We start from the raw sequence: 22,792 nt of genomic DNA, 5'->3' as shown, positions 1-22,792 counted from the left end.
ACATGGCTGCGCGCTTTACGCAATACTCCTCGCGCACTTCGCGCAACGTATGCCATCATCGGCACCACGGAGACGATGTCCACGCCATCCGATCGCTCCGTCCGTCACGGTCGTTCGAGGAGGTGCCGGTGGACATGACACCCAACCGGAGGCTGTTGGCCATCGCGGATGACCTGTCGGGCGCCGCGGAAGTGGCAGCCGCGCTTCATTCGCGCACAACACGCAGCCGGGTTGTGCTTGTGAGGATGTCTGACGCGGTGAGCGGGGGTGAGGCGAGCAGCGGTGTGGCGAGCGCCTTGCGCCCTCGCCATCCCGGCGAGGCGACCGTCCTGGACCTCGACTCCCGCTACCGGCCGGCCGCCGAGGCGGCCGAGGCGGTCCGTGACGCGCTGCGGCTGTCGTCGCCCGACGGGGAGGCCGACGGGAACGACGGGGACACCCTCGTACTGAAGAAGATCGACTCGCTGCTGCGGGGCAATGTCGCCGCCGAGATCGCCGCCCTCGCCGAGGGCGGGGCGGGTGTGGTGCTCGCCCCCGCACTGCCGATCGCCGGTCGCGTGGTGCGCTCGGGGGTGGTCCACATCGGCGGGGTGGCGCTCCACGAGGGCGACGCATGGCGCGCCGAAACCCTGCCCCCACCCGGTTCGGTGGCCCAGGCGCTCGGCGGCCTTCCGATCGCGCTGATCCCGCTGACGACGGTACGGGCGTCCCCGCCTGCCCTGCGGGCCGCGCTGCGCGCGGCCGTGGCGGCCGGACGGGTGGCGATCTGCGACGCGGAGACGGACGCCGATCTCGACGCGGTCGTCGCGGCATCGCTCGCCGAGGGCCCCCGGATGCGGCTGGTCGGCTCAGGGGGCCTGGCCGTGGCCCTCGGCCGCCACCTGACGGCGGCTCTTCCCGCCACGGCGGCTCCGGCCACCGCCCAGGCCACGGCGGTGTCGACGGCTCCGGCCGCCACGAACGCGGCCGCCTCCGCCGCCACGGTTCCGGCCGTCACCGACCCCACCGGCGCCCCGACCCTCACCGTCCCGGCCGCCACCACCACCACGGATCCGGCCGCCGACACGGCCCCCGCGCCCCCTGCCGACCCCGCCGGCACGAGCCCCGCCGCCACCAAGCCCACCACGGCTCCGGCCACCCCCGAACCCACCGAAGCACCGGCCTCCCCCGAACCCACCGGCGCCCCGGCCCTCACCGTCCCGGCCGCCACCACCGCCACCAACCTGGCCGACAACGACCCCATCACGGCTCCGGGCGCCGCCAACGCCCCGGCCATCACCACACCGGCGGGGGCAGCCGCGTCGACGGCCGGAACCGCGGCGCCCTCTACGAACGCCGGAGCCGCCCCCACCACCACAGCGGCTCCGGGCGCCGACACGGCCACCGCGCCCCCGGCCGGCCCCGCCACCACACCGGCGGGCGCCGCCGTCTCGGCGGCCGGAGGCGCAGCGCCCTCGGCGGACACCGGGCGACCGGTGCTGGTCGTCGTCGGCACGGCCGAACCGGCGGCCTCCGAACAGATCCGGCGCCTGGTCGAGGACGGCGCCACCCACCACCGGCTTCCGCTCGCGATGCTGCTGTCGGAGGGTCCCCCGCCGCGGCTGCCCCCGCTGACGGTCCCGGTCACGGTCGTGTCCCTCGCCGCCTCGCCGGGGGACCCGGACGCGACGACGACGCACGGCCCGGCGGCAGCGGCGGCAGCGGCGGCAGCAATGGGCGCGGTGCCCATCCCGTCCCCCCGTCCGGAACGCGAGGCCGTCGCGCCCGCCGACGTCCCCGGCGCGCCGCCCAGCCCAGCACCCGGCCTCCAGCCCGCCACTCCGCCACCGTCCGGCGGCGGCACCGACCGCACGGACCCGAGCAGAGCCCGAGCCGGGAGCCCGAGCGAAGTCTCGGACGGGAGCCCGAGCGAATGCCCTGCCGGAGTCCCGGACCCAACCCCGGCCGAAGGCCCTGCCAACCGGGCAGGCCCGCGGCCCCGGCCCGTGTCCGCCCGGCGGCTGGTGCTCGGCCTCGCCCGCGCCGTCCAGGACGCCGTTGCCGCGCACCACGGCGCCGTAGACCTCGTGCTGACCGGCGGCGAGACGGCACGCCGGGTGCTGGATGCCCTGGCGGTGACCGAGCTCGATCCGGTTGGCCAGGTGCACCACGGGGCCGTTCATCTCTCCACTCCCGACGGGCGGTCCGTCGTGACCCGACCGGGCAGCTTCGGCGACCCCGACTCCCTGCGCCAGATCGTCCAGGCGCTGCGCCCCCATTCGATGGAACGGAAGGTCACCTCATGAACTCCTCCACCAACCTCGCCCCCGCCGGGGCCGCTGGTGCGGACGCCGATCCCGCCCCGCTTCCGCTCATCGCGGTCACCATGGGCGACGGCGCCGGCATCGGACCCGAGGTGATCGTCCCCGCGCTGCTCGACCCGGACACGCTGCGGCGCTGCCGTCCGGTGGTCATCGGGGACGCCGAGCGGCTGCGCCAGGCCGCGCGGCTGCGCGATATCGCGTGCGAGATCGTCACCGTGGCCGGGCCCGCCGACGCGGCGTTCACCCCGGGCCGGATCAACGTCGTCGACCTCGGGCTGCTCCCCGCCGAGCTGCCCTGGGGCACGCTCTCCCCGGTGGCCGGGGACGCGGCCTACCAGTACGTACGGACCGCCGCCGAACTCGCCATGAACGGTGAGGTGCAGGGCATCTGCACCGCGCCGCTCAACAAGGAGGCGCTGCACGCGGGCGGCCATGTCTTCCCCGGCCACACCGAACTGCTGGCCCAGCTCACCGGGGTCGAGGAGGTGTCGATGATGCTGGCCACCCCCACGGTGAAGGTCATTCACGTCACCACCCACATCGGACTCATCGACGCGGTGCGGAAGATCGAGCCGGGTCTGGTCGAGCGGACCGTGCGCCGCGGCCATGAGGCGATGGTCCGCGCCGGGACCCCCGAACCGGTGATCGGGGTGTGCGGGATCAATCCGCACGCCGGGGAGAACGGGCTGTTCGGCTACGGCGAGGAGGAGGAGAAGATCGTGCCCGCGCTGGAGGTGCTGCGCGCCGACGGCATCGACGCCCGCGGCCCGCTCCCCGCCGACACCGCCTTCTTCCTGGCCGGGCGCGGTGACTACGACCTGATCGTGGCGATGTACCACGACCAGGGGCACGGCCCGGTCAAGGTGCTGGGCCTGGAGGCCGGGGTCAATCTGACCGTCGGTCTGCCCGTCATCCGCACCTCCGTCGACCACGGCACCGCCTTCGACATCGCCGGTACCGGCACGGCCGACGCCGGTAGCATGATCGAGGCGCTGCGGCAGGCCGCCGAGATGGCTCCGTCCCCCGCCCAGTGACGCCGACCCCGGTTGCTGACGCCCAGCCCCAGTTGAGGAACGCGAGGCCGAGCCCACGTTGAGGAACGCGAGAGACGCGAGCGAGATGCCGGTGAACGGAGCGCGGGCCCGGCGCGACCGGATCGTCCACCTCGCCACGACCACGGGCCTGACCAGCGTGGAGGAGCTGTCCCGCACCTTCGGCGTGACCGCCTCCACCATCCGCCGCGACCTCGCCCAGCTCACCGCGGACGGGCGGCTGGCGCGGACGTACGGCGGGGCGATGGCCCTGGTCGCCCACCCGGAGGCATCGCTGCGCCAGCGCACCGGCGAGGCGTTCGAGGCCAAGCGGGCCATCGCGCGCTGGGCGGCGTCGACGATCCGCACCGGGGAGACGGTGCTGCTCGACGCCGGTTCGACGGTCGGCGCGCTCGCCCATGAGCTGCGCACCGCTGAAGGACTCACGGTGGCCACGACCGGGCTCACCGCGCTGCAGGAGCTCGCCGATGTGGAGACCGTACGGGTGGAATGCCTCGGCGGTACGCTCCGGCCGCTGAGCCAGAGCTTCCTGGGCCCACTCGCCGAGGCGGCCCTGGAGCGCATGACCTTCGACCGGGTGTTCCTGGGCGCCGACGGGGTGACGGCCGAACACGGCATCTGCGAGGCGGATCTGAGCCAGACCCGGCTGAAGGAGCTGATGGCCCGCCGGGCGGACGCGGTGTACGTACTCGCGCACTCCGCGAAGATCGGCCGTCGCCCCTTCCACACCTGGGTGCGGCTGCCGCCCGGCTGGACGCTGGTGACCGACGACGGCGCCGACCCCCACGAGATCCGGGCGCTGCGGGCCCAGGGGGTCGAGGTCACGGTCGTCGGGGCGGGTGACCCCCGCCCCGCGACACCCGACCGCGGCGCCGGCCGTTGATCCACCATCCGTGAGCCGCACACCCCTCATGCGCGGCCGTGCCACGACTCCCACAGCGCGGCGTACGCACCCCCGCGCGCCACGAGTTCGTGGTGCGGGCCGAGTTCGCTGATCCGGCCGTCCTCCATCACCGCCACCCGGTCGGCGTCATGCGCGGTGTGCAGCCGGTGGGCGATCGCGATGACGGTACGCCCCTCGAGCAGGGCGGCGAGGGAGCGCTCCAGTCGGCGGGCCGCACGCGGATCGAGCAGCGAGGTGGCCTCGTCCAGTACCAGGGTGTGCGGATCGGCCAGCACCAGCCGGGCGAGGGACAGCTGCTGGACCCGGTCCGGGGCCAGGGCCGCGCCCCCCGCCCCCACCCGCGCGTCCAGCCCCAGCTCCAGGGCCCACTCCCGGGCCCCGACCGCGTCCAGCACCCGCTCCAGTTCGGCGTCGGCCGCCTCGGGCCCGACGATGAGCAGATTCTCCCGGAGCGTTCCGGAGAACACATACGTCTCCTGGGTCACCAGGGCCACCTGGCCACGCAGCCGGTCCGGGGAGAGCGCGGTGAGCGGCACCCCGCCCACCGTCACCGAGCCGCTGCGCGGTGCGTGGATCCCGGCGAGCAGCCGGCCGAGGGTGGACTTGCCCGCGCCCGACGGCCCGACGACCGCCAGCCGCTCCCCCGGCTGGATCTCCAGATCGATCCCGCGCAGCACATCCCTGCCGTCCCGGTAGGCGTAGCGCACTCCGCGCAGCGCCAGACCACGGTGCCGGGGCGCGGCCGTGGCGGAGGCGTCGGCTCCGGGCCCGGGGGTGCGGTGGACGCCGCGCAGCCGGGCCAGCGAGGCGGCGCCGGCCTGGAGGTCGCCCAGGCAGTACAGCACCGTGTCGACCGGGCTCAGCAGCTGCTGGACGTAGAGGGTGGCCGCGGTGACCGCGCCGAGCGAGACCATGCCGTGGAGCGCGAAGAGGCCGCCGAGCACCAAGGTCGCGGCCACCGGCAGCAGATAGGCGGTGTCGATGACCGGCAGAAAGACCGTGAGCAGCCCGATCGTATGGCGCTCGGCCGCGTAGGACCCGGCGATGTCCCGGTCCGTGCGCTCCGCGCGCGGAGCGGCCAGGCCCAGTGCCTCGACGGTACGGGCTCCCTCGACGGTCTCGGTGAGGCCCTCGGTGATCCGTGCGTAGGACGCGCTCTGGCGCAGGAACGCCTCGCGCGACCGGCCGAAGAACCACCGGGCCGCGACCCACAGCACCGGAACCCCGATCAGGCAGGGGAAGGCCAGCAGCGGGCCCACCACGACCAGGGCGCCGAAGGTGACGGCGATGGTGACCAGGGCGGTCATGGTGGCGGGGACCGCGCGGCGCACACAGCCCGCGAGCACCTCCACGTCCCGGATGGTGCGGGTGACCAGATCGCCCGCGCCCGCCCGTTCGACGGTGGCCAGCGGCAGGGCGAGCACATCGCCGACGAACCGCTCGCGCAACGCGGCCAGGACCTTCTCGCCCAGCCGCGCCGCGGCGTATGTCGCGGCATGGGTCAGCAGCGCCTGGACGATGACGAACGCGCAGATCAGCAGCGCCGTACGGGTGATGGCGCCGCCGCCGCCGCGGGTGTCCTCCACCAGGTCGCCCAGCAGCCGGGGGCCCACCAGCCCGCAGCCCGCGGCGAGCGCGTACAGGACGAGCACGGCGGTGAGCTCGCGCGGGTGGCGCAGCGCCAGCCGCCGGGCGTAGGCGCGGGTGTCGCCGGCCGGGGCGACCGGCAGCGGGGTGTGGGTACTCATGCCGACTCCTCCCGCGCCACGACGGACCGGTAGCGGACATCGGTGAGCAGATCGCCGTGCGAGCCCTGGGCGACGGCCTTCGCGCTCTGTACGTAGACGACGTGATCCGCCCGGTCGAGCACCACGGGGCTGGTGGTGAACACCAGCGTGGTCCGTCCCGCGCGCAGATCGCTCACCCCGCGCGCGATACGGGCCTCCGTGTGGGCGTCGACGGCGCTGGTGGGCTCGACGAGGATCAGCACCTCCGGGTCGGCCATGAGCGCGCGCACCAGGCGCAGCCGCTGCTGCTGGCCGCCGGAGAAGTTGCGCCCGGACTCGGCGACGAGGTCGTCGAGTCCGTCCGGGAGCGCCTCGGCGATGTCCCGCGCACAGGCGGCGTCGACGGCCCGCTCCAGCTCCGCGTCACTCCCCCGACCACGGAGTTCCTCGCGCAGCGGACCGGCGAAGAGGCGGTCGTCGTTGTCGGCGACGAGGATGCGGCGGCGGATCTCGTCCGGGGGCAGATCGCCGAGCGGGGTGTCCCCGAGCGTGACGGTGGAGTCGGTGTAGCGGCCCAGCCGTGCGGCGAGGGTCGCGGTGTCGGTGGGGGACGCGCAGGCCACGGCGGTGAACCGGCCCGGTGCCACGATCAGCCCGGAGTCGGGGTCGGCGAGCGGGACGGGTCCCTCGCACGGGCGTCCCTCGCACGGGACGGGTCCCTCGCACGGTCCCTCGTACGGAGCGGGTGCGGCGGCCCCCGGGGCGAACTCGGGCCGCAGCGCGAGAAACGCCGTGATACGGCGCGCGGCCACATGCCCCTGGGTCAGCCGGCCGGCCGCGGTGGTGAGCCGGCGCAGCGGATCGACCAGGAAGACGGCGTAGCCGTAGAAGGCGACGAGCTGGCCAGGGCCCATCCGCCCGCTCGCCACGTAGTGCGCGCCCAGCCAGACGACGACGGTGGTCAGCAGCCCCGGCAGCAGCACCTTGGCACCCTCGAGCAGGGCCTCCACCCGGGCCACCGCCACTCCTGCGGCGCGCACCCGCTGGGAGTCGGCGCGATAGCGGTCGGCGAAGACGTCCTCGCCGCCGATGCCGCGCAGCACCCGCAGCCCGCTGACGATGTCCACGGCACGGCCGGTCAGCTCGGCCTGCTGTTCGCGCAGCCGCTGCTGGCGCCGGTGCAGCGGGCGGATCAGCAGCGACACCGTCCCCACCATGAGCGGCACCCCGAGCAGCACCACCAGGCCCAGCTGCCAGGAGGTGTGCAGCAGGATGGCCGCCACGACGGCGATGGCGACGATGGAGCCGCTGCCCCGGGCGGTTTCGGCGAGCGCTTCCCCGAGCCGGCCGATATCGGCCACTCCGGCATTCACGATCTCGCCTTTGGCCACCCGTTTCGGCAAGGTCGCCCCCAGCCGGGCGGCCTGGCGTGCGATGAGTTGCGCGGTGCGATAGGCGGCGCCCAGCCGGGTGGTGAGGGCGGCGCGGTCGCGCAGAATTCCGGCGGCGGCCTGAATCGTCCCAAGAGCCACCACCGCGCCGCCCCACCACAGGAGTGCCCGCTGGTCACGGGCGATGATCCCGGCGTCGATGGCGGTGCCGACGGCGGCGGGCACCAGGGCCTGGGCCAGCATATGGACAATTCCATAGAGAGCGCCAAGGAATATGGCATTGTGCTGATAAGCGGCAAGCCATAACAGATAGGATATGGGTGAGCGATGGTCTGGATTTCCGGGATCCGGATCAGGAAAACGTCGCATGACGACGGAGATGCTAGCGACGCCGCTTCCGCCGGGTGGAGGAATTATCGCCCGCCTTCCCCGCCGCTCGCGCGTTCGGCGCCGCGTCCATGCGTACATCCCGGGGGACCGGGGCACCCGCCCCGGAAACGACATGGCCACCCGCCGACGAGTTTTGGAGGACACCGTGGCACGGCAGACCGACCCGACCCTCATCCATCCGACGCAGCGAGATCCCGGGCCGCCGTCTCCGACCCCGTCGCCCGGTCCGGGCGGCCCCGAGCCGGGTCCCGCACCGGGCCCCGTGCCCGGACCACCTCCGGGGCCGCCGCCGGACCCGATTCCCACCCCTCCGCCCGAGCCGCCGCCCAACCCCACGCCCGGCCCCGCCCCGGGCCCGACGCCCGATCCGGTGCCCAGGCCGCCGGGCCCCGACCCGGTCCCCGATCCGTCACCGGCACCGGGCCCGATCAGGTGATGCCGTCGATGGGCCACCCGGGCCCGACGGAGGCCCGGGTGGCGTAACAGCGGTGGGTGCCGCGGCGGCCGGGGTGAGATCGTCGGACGGAATCGGACCGGAAAAGGAGAATCCGATGTCCATCACCGCTCCGGCCCGGCCCGTCCTCGAACCCGCCGCCGCGGCGTTCGCCGAGGCCACCGCCAAACCGCCGTATCCGTACCAGATGACGCCCGCGGAGGGCCGTCGGACGCTCGACGAGGTGCAGTCCGGCGAGGTGCCCAAACCGGAGGTGGACGAGGAGTGGATCAGCGTCGGCGGCATTCCGGCGGGCGGCGTCAAGGCGCGGATCGTCCGCCCTCCGAAGGCCGTCGGCACCCTTCCGGTGATTCTCTACATCCACGGCGCGGGCTGGGTCTTCGGCAACGCCCACACCCATGACCGGCTGGTCCGGGAGCTGGCGGTCCGAGTGGGCGCCGCGGTCGTCTTCCCCGAGTACGACCTCTCCCCCGAGGCCCACTACCCGGTGGCGCTGGAGCAGAGCTACGCCGTGGGTCAGTGGATCGTGGCCCATGGCGAAGGGGCGGGGCTCGACGCCTCCCGGATCGCGGTGGCCGGGGACTCAGTGGGCGGCAACCTGGCCATCGCCCTCACCCTGCTCGCCAAGGAGCGCGGCGATCTGTCGCTGGTGCGGCAGGTGCTCTTCTACCCGGTGACCAACGCCGCCTTCGACACCGGCTCCTACGAGGAGTTCGCCGAGGGCTACTTCCTCACCCGTGAGGCGATGAAGTGGTTCTGGGACCAGTACACGACCGACCCGGCGCACCGCTCCGAGATCACCGCCTCGCCGCTGCGCGCCGCCCCCGACCAGCTCGCCGGGCTGCCGCCCGCCCTCGTCATCACCGGCGAGGCGGATGTGCTGCGCGACGAGGGCGAGGCGTACGCGGCCAAGCTGCGGGAGGCCGGGGTACCGGTCACCGCCCTGCGGATGCAGGGGATCATCCATGACTTCCTGATGCTCGACGCGCTCCGCGACACACGAGCCGCCCGGGCCGCGCTCACCCTGGCCGTGGACACCCTGCGGGACGCGCTGGGCACTGCCTGAAGCCCTCCAACGCCTGGCGCCCGGCACCGCCACGAAGACCTCCGCTCAGCCTGCCGCGCCATCCTTGGCCTGCTTGGCCTGCCGCTTGAGCTCCTGCTTGTGGGCGCGGACCTTGTCCAGCGACTCGGGTCCGGTGATGTCGGCCACCGAGCGATACGCGCCCTCCTCGCCGTAGGACCCGGCGGCCTCGCGCCAGCCCTTGGGCCGCACTCCGAACCGCTTGCCCAGCAGCGCGAGGAAGATCTGCGCCTTCTGCCTGCCGAAACCCGGCAGTTCGTTCAGCCGCCGGAGCAGGTCCTCACCGGAGGGGGCATCGCGCCACATGGCGGTCGGGTCGCCGTCGTAGTGCTCGGCCAGATACCCGCACAGCTGCTGGATGCGCCCGGCCATCGCGCCCGGGTAGCGATGCACGGCGGGCTTCTCCGACAGCAGCGCGGCGAATCCCTCGGGGTCGTGGGCGGCGATCTCCTGGGCGTCCAGCCGGTCCCTGCCCAGACGCCTCGCGATGGTGTACGGACCGGAGAACGCCCACTCCATGGGCACCTGCTGATCGAGCAGCATCCCGATCAGCAGGGCCAGTGGGTCGCGCTCGAGCAGGGCGTCCGCCTCGGGCTGCTGGGCGAGACGAAGGCGTGTGTTCATCCCCTGGCGATACCCCGCCACCATCCGAACGAACCAGATGAAACACGCATACCGCCCAAAAGCATGCATACCATCACTAATTTGGTCGAATTGCGAGGCGATGGGGCGCATGCGAATCTGGTGGCGAACCGCCGTGACATCGGAACACGGAGGCGAGTGACCATGTCAGCAACCGCGACTCGCCAACGACGCCATGACGACACTCCCGACACCGGCGGTGCCTTCCTGCGTCTGTCCCGGCTCCCGTCCGGACCTGAGCGCGACGCGCTGCGCGAGGCGATCATCTGCGCCTGGCTGCCCGTCGCCAAACGCCTGGCGCTGCGCTTCCGCAACAAGGGCGAGAACATGGAGGACCTCACCCAGGTCGCCTCGCTGGCCCTGGTGAAGGCCGTCGACCGCTACAACCCCGACCTCGGGCATGCCTTCCCCTCCTATGCGATCCCCGTCATCACCGGTGAGCTCAAGCGCCATTTCCGCGACTATCTGTGGACGCTGCACATCCCCCGCAACATCCAGGAGGTCCGTTCCCGCACCCGCTCCGCGCGCGACGCGCTGGAGCAGGAGCTCGGCGGGCGCACCCCCACCATCCATGAGATCTGCCTCCGCACCGGTATGCCCCAGGAGGATGTGAAGGCGGGTCTGGAGGCCAGCGCCTCCTGCACCCCGCTGTCCCTCAACGCCGCGGTCCAGGGCGCCGAGGAGCGGCTGCTCGCCGAGACGGTGGGCTCGGACGACGCCGCGATCGAACGCGTCGTCAACCGCGAGGCGCTGCGGGTGCTGATCGCCGAACTGTCGGAGCAGGACCGCTACGTCCTCTATCTGCGGTTCTTCGCCGGGCTTTCGCAGAGTCAGATCGGTGAGATCCTGGGCTTCTCGCAGATGCACATATCCCGCAGGCTCTCCCGGCTCTACAGCGAGCTGCGGCAAGGGCTCATGGCCTACGCCTAGCCGCGGCACCAGCCCCCGCAACCCCCGCCAGGAGGTGGCCGATGCGCTCCGAGACCGCCCGTATCGCCGCGGACGACGCCATGCTCGTGGGCGATCTGGCCCTTCCCGACCAGCCCATCGGGGTCGTCGCGTTCGCCCACGGAAGCGGCAGCTCCCGGCACAGCCCGCGCAATCGCGCGGTGGCCCGGGTGCTGCAGGACGCGGATCTGGCCACCCTGCTGTTCGACCTGCTCACCGACGCCGAGGAGCGGGTGGACGCGATCACCGCCGAACTGCGCTTCGACATCCCGCTGCTGGGCCGGCGGCTGGTGGCCGCGGTGAACTGGCTCGGCGAGCATCCGGCCACCTCGGCGCTGCCGGTGGGGCTGTTCGGCGCCAGTACGGGCGCGGCGGCGGCGCTGACGGCCGGCGCGGAGCGGCCGGAGCGGACGGCGGCCGTGGTCTCCCGCGGCGGCCGGCCCGATCTCGCGGGCGGTGCGCTGAACCGGGTGCGGGCGCCGGTGCTGCTGATCGTGGGCGGCGACGACCACGAGGTGCTGCGGCTCAACCAGCAGGCGGCCGCCATGCTCGTCGCCCCGCACGAGATCCATGTGGTGCCCGGCGCGAGCCATCTGTTCGAGGAGCCCGGAACGCTGGAGGAGGCCGCCGAGGCCGCGCGTGACTGGTTCGTACGGATGGCCAGGCACCCGGCCCGGGGCGGCAAGCGGTGACGGACCGAACGACGGACCGAACGGTACGGTGGCGGACGGCGGCAAGGGTGACGGCAACCGCTACGCGTCCGCGGCGGACGACCCCAGCACCCGGCGCAGATCGTAGGAGACCGGCTCCTCCAGCTGTTCGTAGGTGCACTGCCCGGGCTCCCGGTCCGGCCGCCAGCGCCGGAAGCGGGCGGTGTGCCGGAAGCGGCCGCTCTGCATGTGGTCGTAGGCCACCTCGCACACCCGCTCCGGGCGCAGCGGCAGCCACGACAGATCCTTGACCCCGGTCCAGCGGCTGGGCGCGCCCGGCATCCGGCCCGCGGCATGGGCCTCCTCGCGCGCCCAGTCGGCCCAGGGGTGGCCTTCGACGGTCTCCATGGCCAGCGGCTCCAGCTCGGCCAGCAGCTCCTGGCGGCGGCGCGCGGTGAAGGCCGCGCTGACGCCCACGTGCTGGAGCCGGCCGGTGGCGTCGTACAGGCCGAGCAGCAGCGAGCCCACGCCCTGGCCGGACTTGTGGACGCGGTACCCCGCCACCACACAGTCCGCGGTGCGCTCGTGCTTGACCTTGACCATCACGCGCTCGCCCGGGCGGTAGCGCTGGTCGGGGCTCTTGGCCACGACGCCGTCGAGCCCCGCCCCCTCGTAACTCTCGAACCACTGCCGGGCCACGTCGAGGTCGTCGGTGCAGGGGGCGAGGTGCACGGGGTCCGCGGCGTCGCGCAGCGCCTCGGTCAGTGCCTCGCGGCGCTCGCTGAGCGGGGCTTCCATGAGTGAGACGTCGCCGAGGGCGAGGATGTCGAAGGCGACGAAGCTGGACGGCGTGTTCCTGGCCAGCATCCGCACCCGGGAGTCGGCGGGGTGGATCCGCTCCAGCAGGGCGTCGAAGTCCAGCCGTCCGCCGCGCACGATGACGATCTCGCCGTCCAGGACGCAGCGCGGCGGCAGGTTGGCGAGCAGCGCCTCGGCCAGCTCGGGGAAGTAGCGGGTGAGCGGCTTGGTGGTGCGGCTGCTGATCTCGATCTCGTCCCCGTCGCGGAAGACGATGGCCCGGAAGCCGTCCCATTTGCCCTCGTAACGCATCCCGGGCGGGATCGTGGCCACGGCCTTGGCCAGCATCGGCTCGACAGGAGGCATCACCGGAAGGTCCATGATGTCCGATTGTGCTCCTGTGGCGGACCGCGCGCCCGCCGGGAGGCGGCCTCGAGCGGACGGGCCTAGCGTGGCCGTATGGCAGAGTCGGTGGAACTCACGGTCGGCGGTCGCACGGTGCGGGTGACCAACCCCGGGAAGGTGTACTTCCCGGAGCGCGGGTTCACCAAGCTGGACCTCGCCCGCTACTACCTGGCGGTCGGCGAGGGCGCGCTGCGGGCGCTGCGGGACCGGCCGACGACGCTGGAGCGCTATCCGGACGGGGTCGACGGGGAGTCGTTCTTCCAGAAGCGGGCCCCGAAGAACCTCCCGGAGTGGATTCCGACCGGCCGTATCTCCTTCCCCAGCGGGCGGCACGCGGACGAGATCTGCCCCACCGAGACGGCCGCCGTGGTGTGGGCGGCGAATCTGGGCAGCCTGACCTTCCATCCGTGGCCGGTGCGGCGCGGGGACACCGAACACCCCGATGAGCTGCGGATCGACCTCGACCCCCAGCCGGGCACCGACTACGAGGACGCGGTGCGGGCCGCGCAGGAGCTGCGCGAGCTGCTGGACGGGCTGGGGCTGCGGGGGTGGCCCAAGACCTCGGGCGGGCGGGGGCTGCACGTCTTCGTCCCGATCGCGCCGGAGTGGACCTTCACGCAGGTGCGGCGGTCCGCGATCGCGATCGCGCGGGAGCTGGAACGGCGGGATCCGGAGCGGGTGACCACCAAGTGGTGGAAGGAGGAGCGGGGCCGGAAGATCTTCGTGGACTACAACCAGACCGCCCGCGACCGCACCATCGCCAGCGCCTACTCGGTACGCCCCCGCCCCCATGCCCCGGTCTCCGCGCCGCTGCGCTGGGAGGAGGTCCCCGACGCCCGGCCGCGCGACTTCGACCTGGCCACCATGCCGGTGCGCTACCGCGAGCTGGGCGATGTACACGCGGACATGGACGAGCACGCCTTCCGCCTGGAGTCCGCGCTGGAGCTGGCCACGCGGGACGAGCAGGAGCATGGGCTCGGCGACCTCCCCTATCCGCCGGAGCATCCGAAGGTGGCGGGCGAGCCGAAGCGGGTGCAGCCGAGCCGGGCCAAGAAATGATGGCCGGATCCTCAGCGGCTGCGAGAATCGCGCCATGTCCGTCTTCGTTCACCCCGGCCGCCATCGGGTGGCGGTGCTGGTGCGCCACGGTCTGCTGCCGTTCGAGCTGGGCATGGCGCACCGGCTGTTCGGCCGGGCCGTATCGGCCGCCGGCGAGCCGCTGTACGAGGTGGTGACCTGCGCGCTGGTCCCCGGTGAGGTGCGCACCGACTCCGATGTCACGATGCGGGTCGCGCATGGCCCGGACGCGCTGGGCGAGGCCGACACCGTGCTCGTCCCGGCCGCCAATGAACCGGACGAGCCCCAGACCGAGGGCCGTCTGGGTGCCCCGCTCACCGGCGCCTTCGCCCGGATCCGCCCCGGCGCCCGGATCGCCTCGATCTGCACGGGGGCGTTCGTGCTGGCGGCCGCGGGGCTGCTGGACGGCCGCCGGGCGACGACCCACTGGCAGGAGGTCGAGCGGTTCCGGGAGCTGTTCCCGGCCGTCGCGCTCGACCCGGACGTCCTCTACGCGGACGAGGGCGAGGTGCTGACCTCGGCCGGGGACGCCGCCGGTATCGATCTGATCCTGCATATGATCCGGTGCGACCACGGCGCGGCGGTGGCCGGCGAGGTCGCCCGCGGTTCGGTCGTGGCCCCGCATCGCGACGGCGGCCAGGCGCAGTTCATCCGGCGGCCGGTACCGGAGCAGCGCGGGGGCTCCACCGGCGCGGCCCGCGCCTGGGCGCTGACCCGGCTCGACCGTCCGCCGACCCTGCGGGAGCTGGCCGAGCGGGAGTCGATGAGCGTACGGACCTTCTCCCGGCGGTTCCGCGAGGAGGTGGGGATGACCCCGGTGCAGTGGCTGACCCAGCGGCGCCTCGAACGCGCCCGGCAGCTGCTGGAGGAGACCGATCTGCCGGTGGACCGGATCGCGGCCGACGCGGGCTTCGGTACCGCCGCCTCGCTGCGGCAGCATCTGCACACCGCCCTCGGGGTGTCACCGAGCGCCTACCGCTCCACGTTCCGGGGCAGCGCCGCCGCCCTCTAACGACGGGCGGTGAACTGGCCGGTGCCCAGGGTGTGGAACCACGTCTGGATGCGGTGTTCGTTGTGGGTGGTGGCGAGCGAGAGAAGCAGCAGCAGCCGGGCCTTTTGCGGGGTCAGGTCCTGGGCGCCGATGACGCCGTGGACATCGGGGTCGTAGACCGAGCCGGAGCCGGTGCGCGAGGCGGAGACCATGACCACCCCGTTCTTGACGGCGTCGTCCCGGGCCTCGGTCATGGCCGGGGAGAGGCCGCCCGCCCCGGTGCCCGCGGTGACGATCCCGGCCGCCCCGGCATCGGCGAACGCCTTGATGGCCTGGGGTCCGGCGCCCTGGTAGCTGTAGGCGATGTCGACCTTGGGCAGTGGCCGCCGGGCGATCTTGTCGAGGTCGAACGGGGTCTTCCAGGCGGGCTTGCCGCACTGCTCGACCCGGGCCGGCGCGCGGTTGACGCGGATGTGGTTCTGGTCGATGACGCCGAGTTCTCCGCTGCTGCCGCTGCTGAACGCGTTCAGCCGCAGGGTGTCGGACTTGCGCACCTCGCGGGCGGCGTGGATCTGGTCGTTGAGCATCACCACGGCGCCGAAGCAGGTGGTGCGCCCGCTGGCGGCGAGGTGGATCGCATTGTAGAGGTTGGCCGGGGCGTCGGAGCCGATCACCGTCCAGGGCCGCATGGAGCCGGTGAGCACCACGGGCTTGTCGCTGCGGACGGTCAGGTCCAGCCAGTACGCGAACTCCTCCATGGTGTCGGTGCCGGTGGTCACCACCACCCCGTCGTTGAACTTCAGGGCGTGGTCGACGGCGGCGGTGAGCCGGCGGTACTCGGGGATCGTGTAGTTGTTGGAGTCCTTGTTGCCGAACTGCTGGGTGGTCACATCCGCGATCCGGTTCACCTCGGGCCTGAGGTCGTTCACCAGCCGGGAGACCCGGAGCTTCCCCGCCTCGTAATCGTCGAAGGACACCTTGGACTTGCTGACGCCCGCGATGGTGCCGCCGGTGCCGATGACCGCGACCTTGGGGGTGGGCCTGGGGTCCGGCTCCGCGGCACCGGTGGGGGAGGCCGTGATCCCCAGGGCGACGGCCACCAGGGCGGTCACTACGGTGAAGCGGCGAGCGAGCTGAGCCATCGGGACGTCGTTTCATCGATGGGGGTGAGTGCTGTGTCGGCCCTTCTTCAGCCGCTTTCCACGGTAACCACGGACGCCTCCGGCAGGCGAGGGCAGCGCAGCCGGGCCAGTAGCAGGGCCACATCGTCGTCCGGCGCCCCGTGCAGCGCGGCCAGCACCTGGTCGCAGATCCGCTCCAGCGGGCCCTGGTGGCGCCGCAGCAACTGAACCAGGGTGTGCAGTCCGACGTCGAGGGACTGATGGCGCTTTTCCACCAGGCCGTCGGTGAACAGGGCCAGCAGCGCCCCCTCGGCCAGCTCCCGCTCCACCGAGGCGAAGGGGACGCCGCCGACGCCCAGCGGCGCGCCGGTGGGGAGGTCGATGAGCTCGGCGTCGCCGCCGGGGTGCACCAGCACCGGCGGCAGATGGCCGGCGGTGGACATCTCGCACCGCCCGGTGCGCGGATCGCAGACCGCGTAGAGACAGGTGGCGATGGACTCCCCCAGGCTGGGCGTGATCTCGTCGAGATGGCACAGCACCTGGGCCGGGGGCAGTTCGAGCCGGGAGAAGGCCCGGGTGGCGGTGCGCAGCTGGCCCATGATCGCCGCGGCGTGGATGCCCTTGCCCATGACGTCGCCGACCACCAGCCCGACCCTGCCGTCCGGGAGGGGCAGCACATCGAACCAGTCGCCGCCGGCGGCACTGACCGCGGGCAGATACCGGGAGGCGATCTCCAGGCCGTCCAGGTCGCGTGGCTGCTGGGAGAGCAGGCTGCGCTGGAGGGTGAGCGCGGCGTCGCGTTCGCGAGCGTAGAGCCGGGCGTTGTCGATGCACAGGGCGGCGCGGATGGCCAGTTCGCAGGCGAGGGTGAGGTCCTCCTCGTCGAACGGCCTGGGGTTGATGGTGCGGTGCAGGCTGAGGGTGCCGAGCACACTGCCGCGGGCGATCAGCGGGGCGGCGATATACGAGTGCACGCCCTCGCGCAGCAGCACCCGCCCGGCGTCGTCGTCCCGGGCGATCCGCCGTACGTCCTGCTCCGTCACGTGCGGCACCAGGATCGGCCGGGCCTCGCGGACGCACTGGGTGATCAGCCGGGTGGGGTCGTAGCGGGCGATCTCGCCGACCGGGTCCGCCGCGTGGACGGCGTCGGTGGGGTAGCCGGCGGCGACGGCGAGCGCCCGGAAGCGGGCGGAGCCGTCGGTCCACACCCGGGGCGTGGCCTCGCGGTGCACCACGGAGTCCAGGACGTCGACGGCCGCGAGGTCGGCGAGCCGGGGCACGGTCACATCGGCCAGCTCCTGGGCGGTCCGGCGCAGATCCAGCGTGGTGCCGACGCGGACGCTCGCGTCGGCGATCACGGCCAGCCGCTCGCGCGCCTCGGCGATCTCGCTGGTCTCCCGGTGGCGTCGGGAGATGTCCATGATGGAGACGGCGACGCCCAGGATCCGGCCACTGGGGTCCTCCAGTCGGTAGTACGACTCCGACCAGGCGTGGTCATGGTCGGGGTCGGCGGGGGTCCGGCCTATGCTCTGCTGGTCCAGCAGCGGTTCCCCGGACTCCAGCACATGCCGCATCGCGGCCTCGATGGCCTCGCAGTCGAGCCCCGGCAGCGCCTCCCCGACGCGGAGACCGCGCACCTGGGGCTCGGTGATGGAGTTCATCCGCTGCAGGGCCGGGTTGGCGCGCAGCCAGCGCAGCTCGGTGTCGAACACCGCGAGCCCCACCGGCGACTGTCCGATCAGGAAGCCGGATACGGCCAGATCGGTCTCCAGCCGCCGTACGGTCCCCTCGTCGGCGGCCAGCCCCAGCGCGTAGCCCTCGCCGTGGGCGTCGCGCAGGCCCATGGTGCGGAAATCCACCTTCAGGGTGGAACCGTCCGGGCGGCGGACCGGGAAGACGCCGGCCCAGGTGTCGCCCGCCCGTACGCGCGCGAACAGCTCCACGGCCGCGCTCCGGTCCTTCGGGTGGACCAGCAGCTTGTCCGCGCGACGCCCCAGCGCCTCGGCCGCACGGTAACCGAACAGCTGTTCAGCCTCCGGGCTCCACAGAGCGATCCGCCCCTCGACGTCCAGCGCCACGGCGGCGACCCGCAGCAGGTCGAGCACTCCTCCCGGGGCGGTCGCCATACTGCCGATACCCGCCCCGTCCTCCTGGTCAACACGGTCATGCGTGGTCATACCGGCACCTCACCGGCTCGCCGTGCCCTCCTACTGTCATACCTCGCCCGGCGGTCCGCCGCACACGGGTATGACGCGGGCACGCTACAGATCCCGGATCAGATGGTGAAGGGCCGCTGCCGGGCGAAGGCGGAGTGCGGCGCACCCGCCTGGAAGAGGTGGGGCGTCTGGTCGGGCGGCATCCGCTTGACGATCTCCCGGTGCAGTCCGCGGTAGCTGCCCGCGAAGGCACCGCCCCGCCAGACCTCCAGCAGCGTGGCGGTGAACAGGCCGTTGACGATCCCGTCGGCGGAGGTCTGGTTGTCCTGGCAGCCGGAGATCCGCAGCACGCTGGCGTCGATTCTGGCGAGGTCCTTGGCGGTGCGGGTGTTCTGGATGCGGTCGTAGGCGTCACGGTCGCGCCGGTAGACGGCGGACTGCACCGACTGTGGCATGGCCCGGATCCTGCGGCCGACCTCCTCGGGGTCGGCGGTGCTGAAGCGCCGGCCGAGCTCTTGGGCGCTGAGCATCTCGGGCAGCCGCCGGGCCACGGTGCCGCTGTGGCAGCTGTCGGAGAGCAGCCAGATCCGCACCCCCTTGGCGAACTTCCCGAACAGCTCGAACAGCTCGTCGTCGACCAGCTGCCGGTCGTGGAGCACCCAGGTCTCGTCGAGGCGGTCCCCGGTCTCGTCGTGGTTGAGATCGGGCACCTGGCCGCCGTGGCCCGAGTAGGTGAGGAAGAGGATGTCCCCCTCGGCCAGCCGCCCGGCCGCGGCCTCCAGGGTGGCGGTGACGGTCTCCGCGGTGGCGGCCGGGCTCAGCAGCGGGTCGGTCACATCGAACCCCGCGGCGTCGGCGATCCCGGCCATGTCGACGGCGTCCTGCTCGCAGGCGCCCAGCTCACCGCTCCAGCCGTCGTAGGCGGCGGGGTCGACCTGATTGAGTCCGATATGGACGGAGAGGCCGGTTGACATGGGGGCTCCTAGGGTCGAGGACGCGCGGCGGCTCACCACCGCTCGTCACTAAGCGATGATGCGGGGCCGCGCACCGCCATGCCCGTTCTCCGGCCCATCCGGAGGAGGAGCCCCGCGGAAGGAGACGCCCGTCGAAGGAGGCGCCCGTCAAAGGAGGCGCCCCGCCGACGTGGCGCCCCGCACGCCCGTCGGCGCCGCCCCGGCCGTCACTCCCCGCGCGGCCGGGCGCCCAGGGCCCGCAGCGCCATATCGGCGGCGCGCTCGAAGTAGCCGGGCTCCAGGGCCGCCCCACGGGCCGAGACGCGCCAGTAGACCAGCCCGCCGAGCAGATCGAGCGCCAGCTCGCGGTCGAGGTCCTGCGGCAGCTCACCGCGCTCGGCCGCCCGGTCCAGTATGCCGATGGCGCGGGCGCGCCGCGGCTCGCCGATGCAGCGGGCCAGGGCCTGGAACAGCTCCTCGTCCCGCTGCGCCTCGGCGATCAGGTCCGGCAGGATCCGCGAGAACCGCGGATGGGTCAGCCAGTCGGCGACCAGATGAAGCGCGGCCAGCACATCGCCGCGCAGGGATCCGGTGTCGGGCTCCTCGACCAGGGCGACGCTCAGCTCCGAGACGACCGCGATGACCATCCGCTGCCTGGAGGGCCACCGCCGGTACAGGGCGCTCTTGCCCACTCCGGCCCGTTTGGCCACGGCCTCCATCGACAGTCGGCCGTATCCGTGCTCCGCGAGCTCGTCCAGGACGGCCTCGGCGATGGCGGCGGTCTTGTCCGCACGCAGGGTGGCGGCGCCGCTCGGGGGGCGCCGGTTGGTGTCCGACATGGCTTCGAGGTTAACAGATGGACGGGACGGGACCGTCTCGTTCTATGATGTGCGGACGGGACGGTACCGTTCCGTCCGTTGGTCAGGGGATTCCCCTGTACGAAAGAAGGACGTCATGGACGACCGCATCAAGGTGTTCGAGCGGGCGAAGGAACTGCTGCTCGACCACGACATGATGGGATTCGCGAACCTGTGGGCCGTCGACGGCACCATGGAGTTCCCCTTCGCCCCGGCCGGCCGGCCGCGCCTGCTGGAAGGGCGTGAGGCCGTGCGCGCATACGTGCGGGACTACGCCGACCACATCGATCTGCGCGCCGTAGCGCATCAGGTCATCCATCGCACCGAGGACCCCGAGGTGCTGATCGTGGAATTCTCGATGGACGCCGTGGCCGTCTCGTCCGGCCGCCCGCTCCGCCCCTCGTACATCGCCGTCATCACCGTCCGCAACGGCGAGATCGCCTCGTACCGCGACTACTGGAATCCGCTGATGCTCAGCGAGGTCGGCTTCGGTGCCCAGGAGGACCGGACCAATGGCTGAACCCACTGTTCTGGTCCTCGGCGCCACTGGGAACACCGGTTCCAAGGTGCTGCGGATGGTGCGCGCCCAGGGCGCGCGGGCGCTGGCCGCCACCCGGCGGCCCGAGGCCGCGGCCGGGGCCGGCGAGACCGTCCGGTTCGACTGGCACGACCGGGCCGGCCATGCGGCGGCGCTGGACGGCGTGGAGCGGATCTATCTCATCTCGCCCCTGGGAGTGGCCGAGCCGCGGCCCGTGGTCGAGCCGTTCCTGAACACCGCTGTCGCCCAGGGCGTACGGCGGGTGGTGCTGCTGGGCTCCTCCGCGGTCCCCGAGGCGCCCACGGGCCTCGGCGCGCTGCACACGCTGGTGAAGGAGACCGTTCCGGAGTGGGCGGTGCTGCGGCCCTCGTGGTTCATGCAGAACTTCACCGGTGACCATGCGGTGGCCCACGCCATCCGCGGCGACGGCGAGATCGTCACCGCCACCGGGGACGGCAGGGTGGCCTTCGTCGACGCGACGGACATCGCCGCCGTCGCCACCCGGGCCCTGCTGGACGACCGCCCGCACAACACGGACCACGTCATCACCGGCCCCGAGGCGCTCGGCTACGCGGAGGCGGCGCGCATCGTGACCGAGGTCTCCGGACGGCCCGCCCGCCATGTCGCGGTGGAGACCGGGGAGTTGCGGGAGAGGCTGGAGGCGATAGGGATCCCGGCGGAGTTCGCCGCGGTGCTCGCCGGGCTCGACGAGGACATCCGGCACGGCGCGGAGGACCGGACGACCGACACCGTCCAGCGGGTCACAGGGCGCGCGCCCCGCTCCTTCCGCGCCTTCGCCGAGGCGCACCGGGCCGCCTTCGCCCCGGCGCCCGCCGCCTAGGCCCCTGTCCGGCGGACCGTCACGGGCCCGCGGCGCCCATCGCCGATAGCGAGGCGCCGAGGTCCACCGGACAGGGCCTGAGCAGGCCAGAGGAAGTCCGCTACGGTTCGGGCAGCGCCCGAAGGGGCGCGGGGAACCGCGCGACCAGCCACGACGCCGCCGCAGTCGGCCGACGACGCACAGCGACACTTCCGGCGGAGCGCTTAGCGGAACAGCACATCCGGGAGGCCGGGCCGGTCGGTGGCCTCCTCCAGGGCGGCGCGCAGGGTACGGCTGTCGGTGAGCGGGCCGCCGGGCCGGATCAGCCAGACATGGCCCTGCCGGACACAGCCGGGCCTGGGGCAGCGCAGCACCCGGCCGGGCCCGGCCGCGGCCACCGAGCGGCGGCGGGCGTACGCCGTCCCGGCCAGCCAGCCCTTCCACTCGGCCGCCGATCCGGGCGGCACCAGGAAGGAGAGCACATGGCTGGCGGTGGCGAGCATCACGGGACCCGCCGCGTCGCGCCGCCGCAGCGCCTGGATCACCGCGGTGCCGATGTCGTCGCACATCCGCACCAGGTCGAAGACGGGACCCACCGGCAGATCGGCGAGGCCGCTTCCGCTGGCCCACTGCAGCCGCACCCGCCCGGGGTCGTCGCTCGCGGCGAGCAGCCATTCGGCCGCGTCGGTCTCCACGGTGACCCGCATCCGGCGGTCACCGCGCGCCCCCGCGTTCATGAGGTGGCCACCAGCGGCAGGGTGAACCACACCTTCTTCCCCCGGACTCCGGGGTCGGGCGGCTCGGTGCCCCAGTCGAGGGCGAGGTCCTCGACGATGGCCAGTCCTCGTCCGGACTCCTCGGTCGGCTCCGGCTTGCGGGCGACCGGGATCACGGGCGAGCCGTCGGCCACCTCCACGCGCAGCTCACGGCCGAAGCGTTCCAGCGAGACGGTGATGGTGACGGTATCGGCGGGGCCGGAGCTGCCGTGCTCCACGGCGTTGGCGAACAGCTCGTTGGTGGCCAGGACGACATGATCCACGATCGTGCCGAGCCGCCAGTCGCGCAGATGCCCGGCGACCATCCGGCGTACGGCGGCGGCGCGGTCGGGAAGGGCGGGGAACTCCGCCCGGAAGAGCCGGCGGGTGTCCAGCGGGATCACCGTCCTCTCCCCTCCAGTGCAGGGGACGGAGATCGCCGCGGCGACCGGCCCGGTAACCGGATCGGCTCCCGGCGCGGTAAGCGGATCAGCGCGCGGCCCGGTAACCGGATCGGTTCGCGGGCGGTCCGCGGAGACCGCGATGCCATGGCTCGCGCCCATCGTCTCGCGCTCCTCATCGGCCGACGCCGGCCTGTGCGACAGTCCTGGAAAGGATCGGCTCACGGTGTCCGTCCTCACGCTCCTCGTCGGTCTGTGGGCTGTGGTGGCCTACGGGCCCATGGAGCGATTGATGCCCCGGTGAGCGGGTAAGCGCATTCTGGCGACCGACCGCCTGGCATCTGAGCTGGTGACAGGTGGTGCGCACACCCCACC

20 protein-coding genes are annotated in these 22,792 nt (G+C 73.1%); 10 read left to right on the top strand and 10 right to left on the bottom strand.

Features of this window, described 5'->3' with window-relative positions; genetic code table 11:
• Nucleotides 1–2: 2 nt before the first annotated feature.
• From AS97_RS47930 to AS97_RS39155, 3 genes are all read left to right on the top strand, one after another.
• The gene (locus tag AS97_RS47930) at nucleotides 3–2,285 is read left to right on the top strand and encodes a four-carbon acid sugar kinase family protein (protein ID WP_349017623.1); all 2,283 of its coding nucleotides are present in this window, start codon (nucleotides 3–5) and stop codon (nucleotides 2,283–2,285) included.
• On the top strand, nucleotides 2,282–3,337 hold the full coding sequence (gene pdxA, locus AS97_RS39160) for a 4-hydroxythreonine-4-phosphate dehydrogenase PdxA (protein ID WP_201724694.1): 1,056 nt from the start codon (nucleotides 2,282–2,284) through the stop codon (nucleotides 3,335–3,337). Before AS97_RS47930 ends, pdxA begins: the two co-directional genes overlap by 4 nt.
• Before the next feature lie 85 nt (nucleotides 3,338–3,422).
• Nucleotides 3,423–4,238 (top strand): DeoR/GlpR family DNA-binding transcription regulator, encoded by an 816-nt coding sequence (locus AS97_RS39155; RefSeq protein WP_059146158.1) that lies wholly within the window; start codon nucleotides 3,423–3,425, stop codon nucleotides 4,236–4,238.
• 26 nt (nucleotides 4,239–4,264) lie between these two features.
• On the opposite strand, the gene AS97_RS39150 is transcribed toward AS97_RS39155, so the two are convergent.
• Both AS97_RS39150 and AS97_RS39145 read right to left on the bottom strand, forming a co-directional pair.
• On the bottom strand, nucleotides 4,265–6,007 hold the full coding sequence (locus AS97_RS39150) for an ABC transporter ATP-binding protein (RefSeq protein ID WP_210566558.1): 1,743 nt from the start codon (nucleotides 6,005–6,007) through the stop codon (nucleotides 4,265–4,267).
• Entirely contained in the window at nucleotides 6,004–7,746 is a 1,743-nt protein-coding gene (locus AS97_RS39145) for an ABC transporter ATP-binding protein (RefSeq protein ID WP_125761981.1), read from the bottom strand. Before AS97_RS39145 ends, AS97_RS39150 begins: the two co-directional genes overlap by 4 nt.
• Nucleotides 7,747–8,318: 572 nt before the next feature.
• Between AS97_RS39145 and AS97_RS39140 the strand changes: the two genes are divergently transcribed.
• Entirely contained in the window at nucleotides 8,319–9,287 is a 969-nt protein-coding gene (locus AS97_RS39140; RefSeq protein WP_059146161.1) for an alpha/beta hydrolase, read from the top strand.
• 45 nt (nucleotides 9,288–9,332) lie between these two features.
• On the opposite strand, the gene AS97_RS39135 is transcribed toward AS97_RS39140, so the two are convergent.
• Nucleotides 9,333–9,929 (bottom strand): HhH-GPD-type base excision DNA repair protein, encoded by a 597-nt coding sequence (locus AS97_RS39135; protein WP_125761739.1) that lies wholly within the window; start codon nucleotides 9,927–9,929, stop codon nucleotides 9,333–9,335.
• Between the two features lie 162 nt (nucleotides 9,930–10,091).
• Here AS97_RS39135 and AS97_RS39130 point away from each other — a divergent pair, with 162 nt between their 5' ends.
• Together AS97_RS39130 and AS97_RS39125 are read left to right on the top strand one after the other, a co-directional pair.
• Nucleotides 10,092–10,877 carry a sigma-70 family RNA polymerase sigma factor gene (locus AS97_RS39130; protein WP_210566557.1) on the top strand — a complete coding sequence of 262 codons (786 nt, stop codon included), beginning with the start codon at nucleotides 10,092–10,094 and terminating at the stop codon, nucleotides 10,875–10,877.
• A 41-nt stretch (nucleotides 10,878–10,918) separates the two neighbouring features.
• Nucleotides 10,919–11,587 (top strand): dienelactone hydrolase family protein, encoded by a 669-nt coding sequence (locus tag AS97_RS39125; RefSeq protein ID WP_059146163.1) that lies wholly within the window; start codon nucleotides 10,919–10,921, stop codon nucleotides 11,585–11,587.
• A gap of 60 nt (nucleotides 11,588–11,647) precedes the next feature.
• Here AS97_RS39125 and AS97_RS39120 read toward each other — a convergent pair whose 3' ends face one another.
• Entirely contained in the window at nucleotides 11,648–12,724 is a 1,077-nt protein-coding gene (locus tag AS97_RS39120) for an ATP-dependent DNA ligase (RefSeq protein ID WP_125761741.1), read from the bottom strand.
• 78 nt (nucleotides 12,725–12,802) lie between these two features.
• Here AS97_RS39120 and ligD point away from each other — a divergent pair, with 78 nt between their 5' ends.
• On the top strand, nucleotides 12,803–13,807 hold the full coding sequence (gene ligD / locus AS97_RS39115) for a non-homologous end-joining DNA ligase (protein WP_059146165.1): 1,005 nt from the start codon (nucleotides 12,803–12,805) through the stop codon (nucleotides 13,805–13,807).
• 34 nt (nucleotides 13,808–13,841) lie between these two features.
• A complete protein-coding gene (locus AS97_RS39110; RefSeq protein ID WP_086707757.1) occupies nucleotides 13,842–14,837 on the top strand; it encodes a helix-turn-helix domain-containing protein in 996 nt (331 codons plus the stop codon).
• Here AS97_RS39110 and AS97_RS39105 read toward each other — a convergent pair.
• From AS97_RS39105 to AS97_RS39090, 4 genes are all read right to left on the bottom strand, one after another.
• On the bottom strand, nucleotides 14,834–15,958 hold the full coding sequence (locus tag AS97_RS39105; RefSeq protein ID WP_059146166.1) for an asparaginase: 1,125 nt from the start codon (nucleotides 15,956–15,958) through the stop codon (nucleotides 14,834–14,836). The two genes, AS97_RS39110 and AS97_RS39105, sit on opposite strands and share 4 nt — an antisense overlap.
• 47 nt (nucleotides 15,959–16,005) lie before the next feature.
• Nucleotides 16,006–18,114 (bottom strand): SpoIIE family protein phosphatase, encoded by a 2,109-nt coding sequence (locus tag AS97_RS39100; protein WP_125760233.1) that lies wholly within the window; start codon nucleotides 18,112–18,114, stop codon nucleotides 16,006–16,008.
• 98 nt (nucleotides 18,115–18,212) lie between these two features.
• Nucleotides 18,213–19,067: a caspase family protein gene (locus AS97_RS39095; RefSeq protein ID WP_210566556.1), complete on the bottom strand. Its 855-nt coding sequence runs from the start codon at nucleotides 19,065–19,067 to the stop codon at nucleotides 18,213–18,215.
• A 206-nt stretch (nucleotides 19,068–19,273) separates the two neighbouring features.
• On the bottom strand, nucleotides 19,274–19,885 hold the full coding sequence (locus tag AS97_RS39090) for a TetR/AcrR family transcriptional regulator (protein ID WP_086707767.1): 612 nt from the start codon (nucleotides 19,883–19,885) through the stop codon (nucleotides 19,274–19,276).
• Between the two features lie 115 nt (nucleotides 19,886–20,000).
• On the opposite strand from AS97_RS39090, the gene AS97_RS39085 reads away from it, so the two are divergent.
• Nucleotides 20,001–20,423, top strand: a complete 423-nt coding sequence (locus AS97_RS39085) for a nuclear transport factor 2 family protein (RefSeq protein WP_086707770.1) — start codon at nucleotides 20,001–20,003, stop codon at nucleotides 20,421–20,423.
• Nucleotides 20,416–21,282, top strand: a complete 867-nt coding sequence (locus AS97_RS39080; protein WP_210566555.1) for an NAD(P)H-binding protein — start codon at nucleotides 20,416–20,418, stop codon at nucleotides 21,280–21,282. Before AS97_RS39085 ends, AS97_RS39080 begins: the two co-directional genes overlap by 8 nt.
• A 203-nt stretch (nucleotides 21,283–21,485) precedes the next feature.
• Here AS97_RS39080 and AS97_RS39075 read toward each other — a convergent pair whose 3' ends face one another.
• Nucleotides 21,486–21,998, bottom strand: a complete 513-nt coding sequence (locus AS97_RS39075) for a hypothetical protein (protein WP_059146172.1) — start codon at nucleotides 21,996–21,998, stop codon at nucleotides 21,486–21,488.
• The gene (locus AS97_RS39070; RefSeq protein WP_236669764.1) at nucleotides 21,995–22,420 is read right to left on the bottom strand and encodes an ATP-binding protein; all 426 of its coding nucleotides are present in this window, start codon (nucleotides 22,418–22,420) and stop codon (nucleotides 21,995–21,997) included. The genes AS97_RS39075 and AS97_RS39070 overlap by 4 nt, the downstream gene beginning before the upstream one ends.
• Between the last annotated feature and the right edge of the window lie 372 nt (nucleotides 22,421–22,792).

Origin of the sequence: Streptomyces sp. AgN23 (assembly GCF_001598115.1) — a bacterium.
Taxonomy (GTDB): Bacteria; Actinomycetota; Actinomycetes; order Streptomycetales; family Streptomycetaceae; genus Streptomyces; species Streptomyces antimycoticus.
This window is presented reverse-complemented; position numbering and strand designations above follow the sequence as displayed.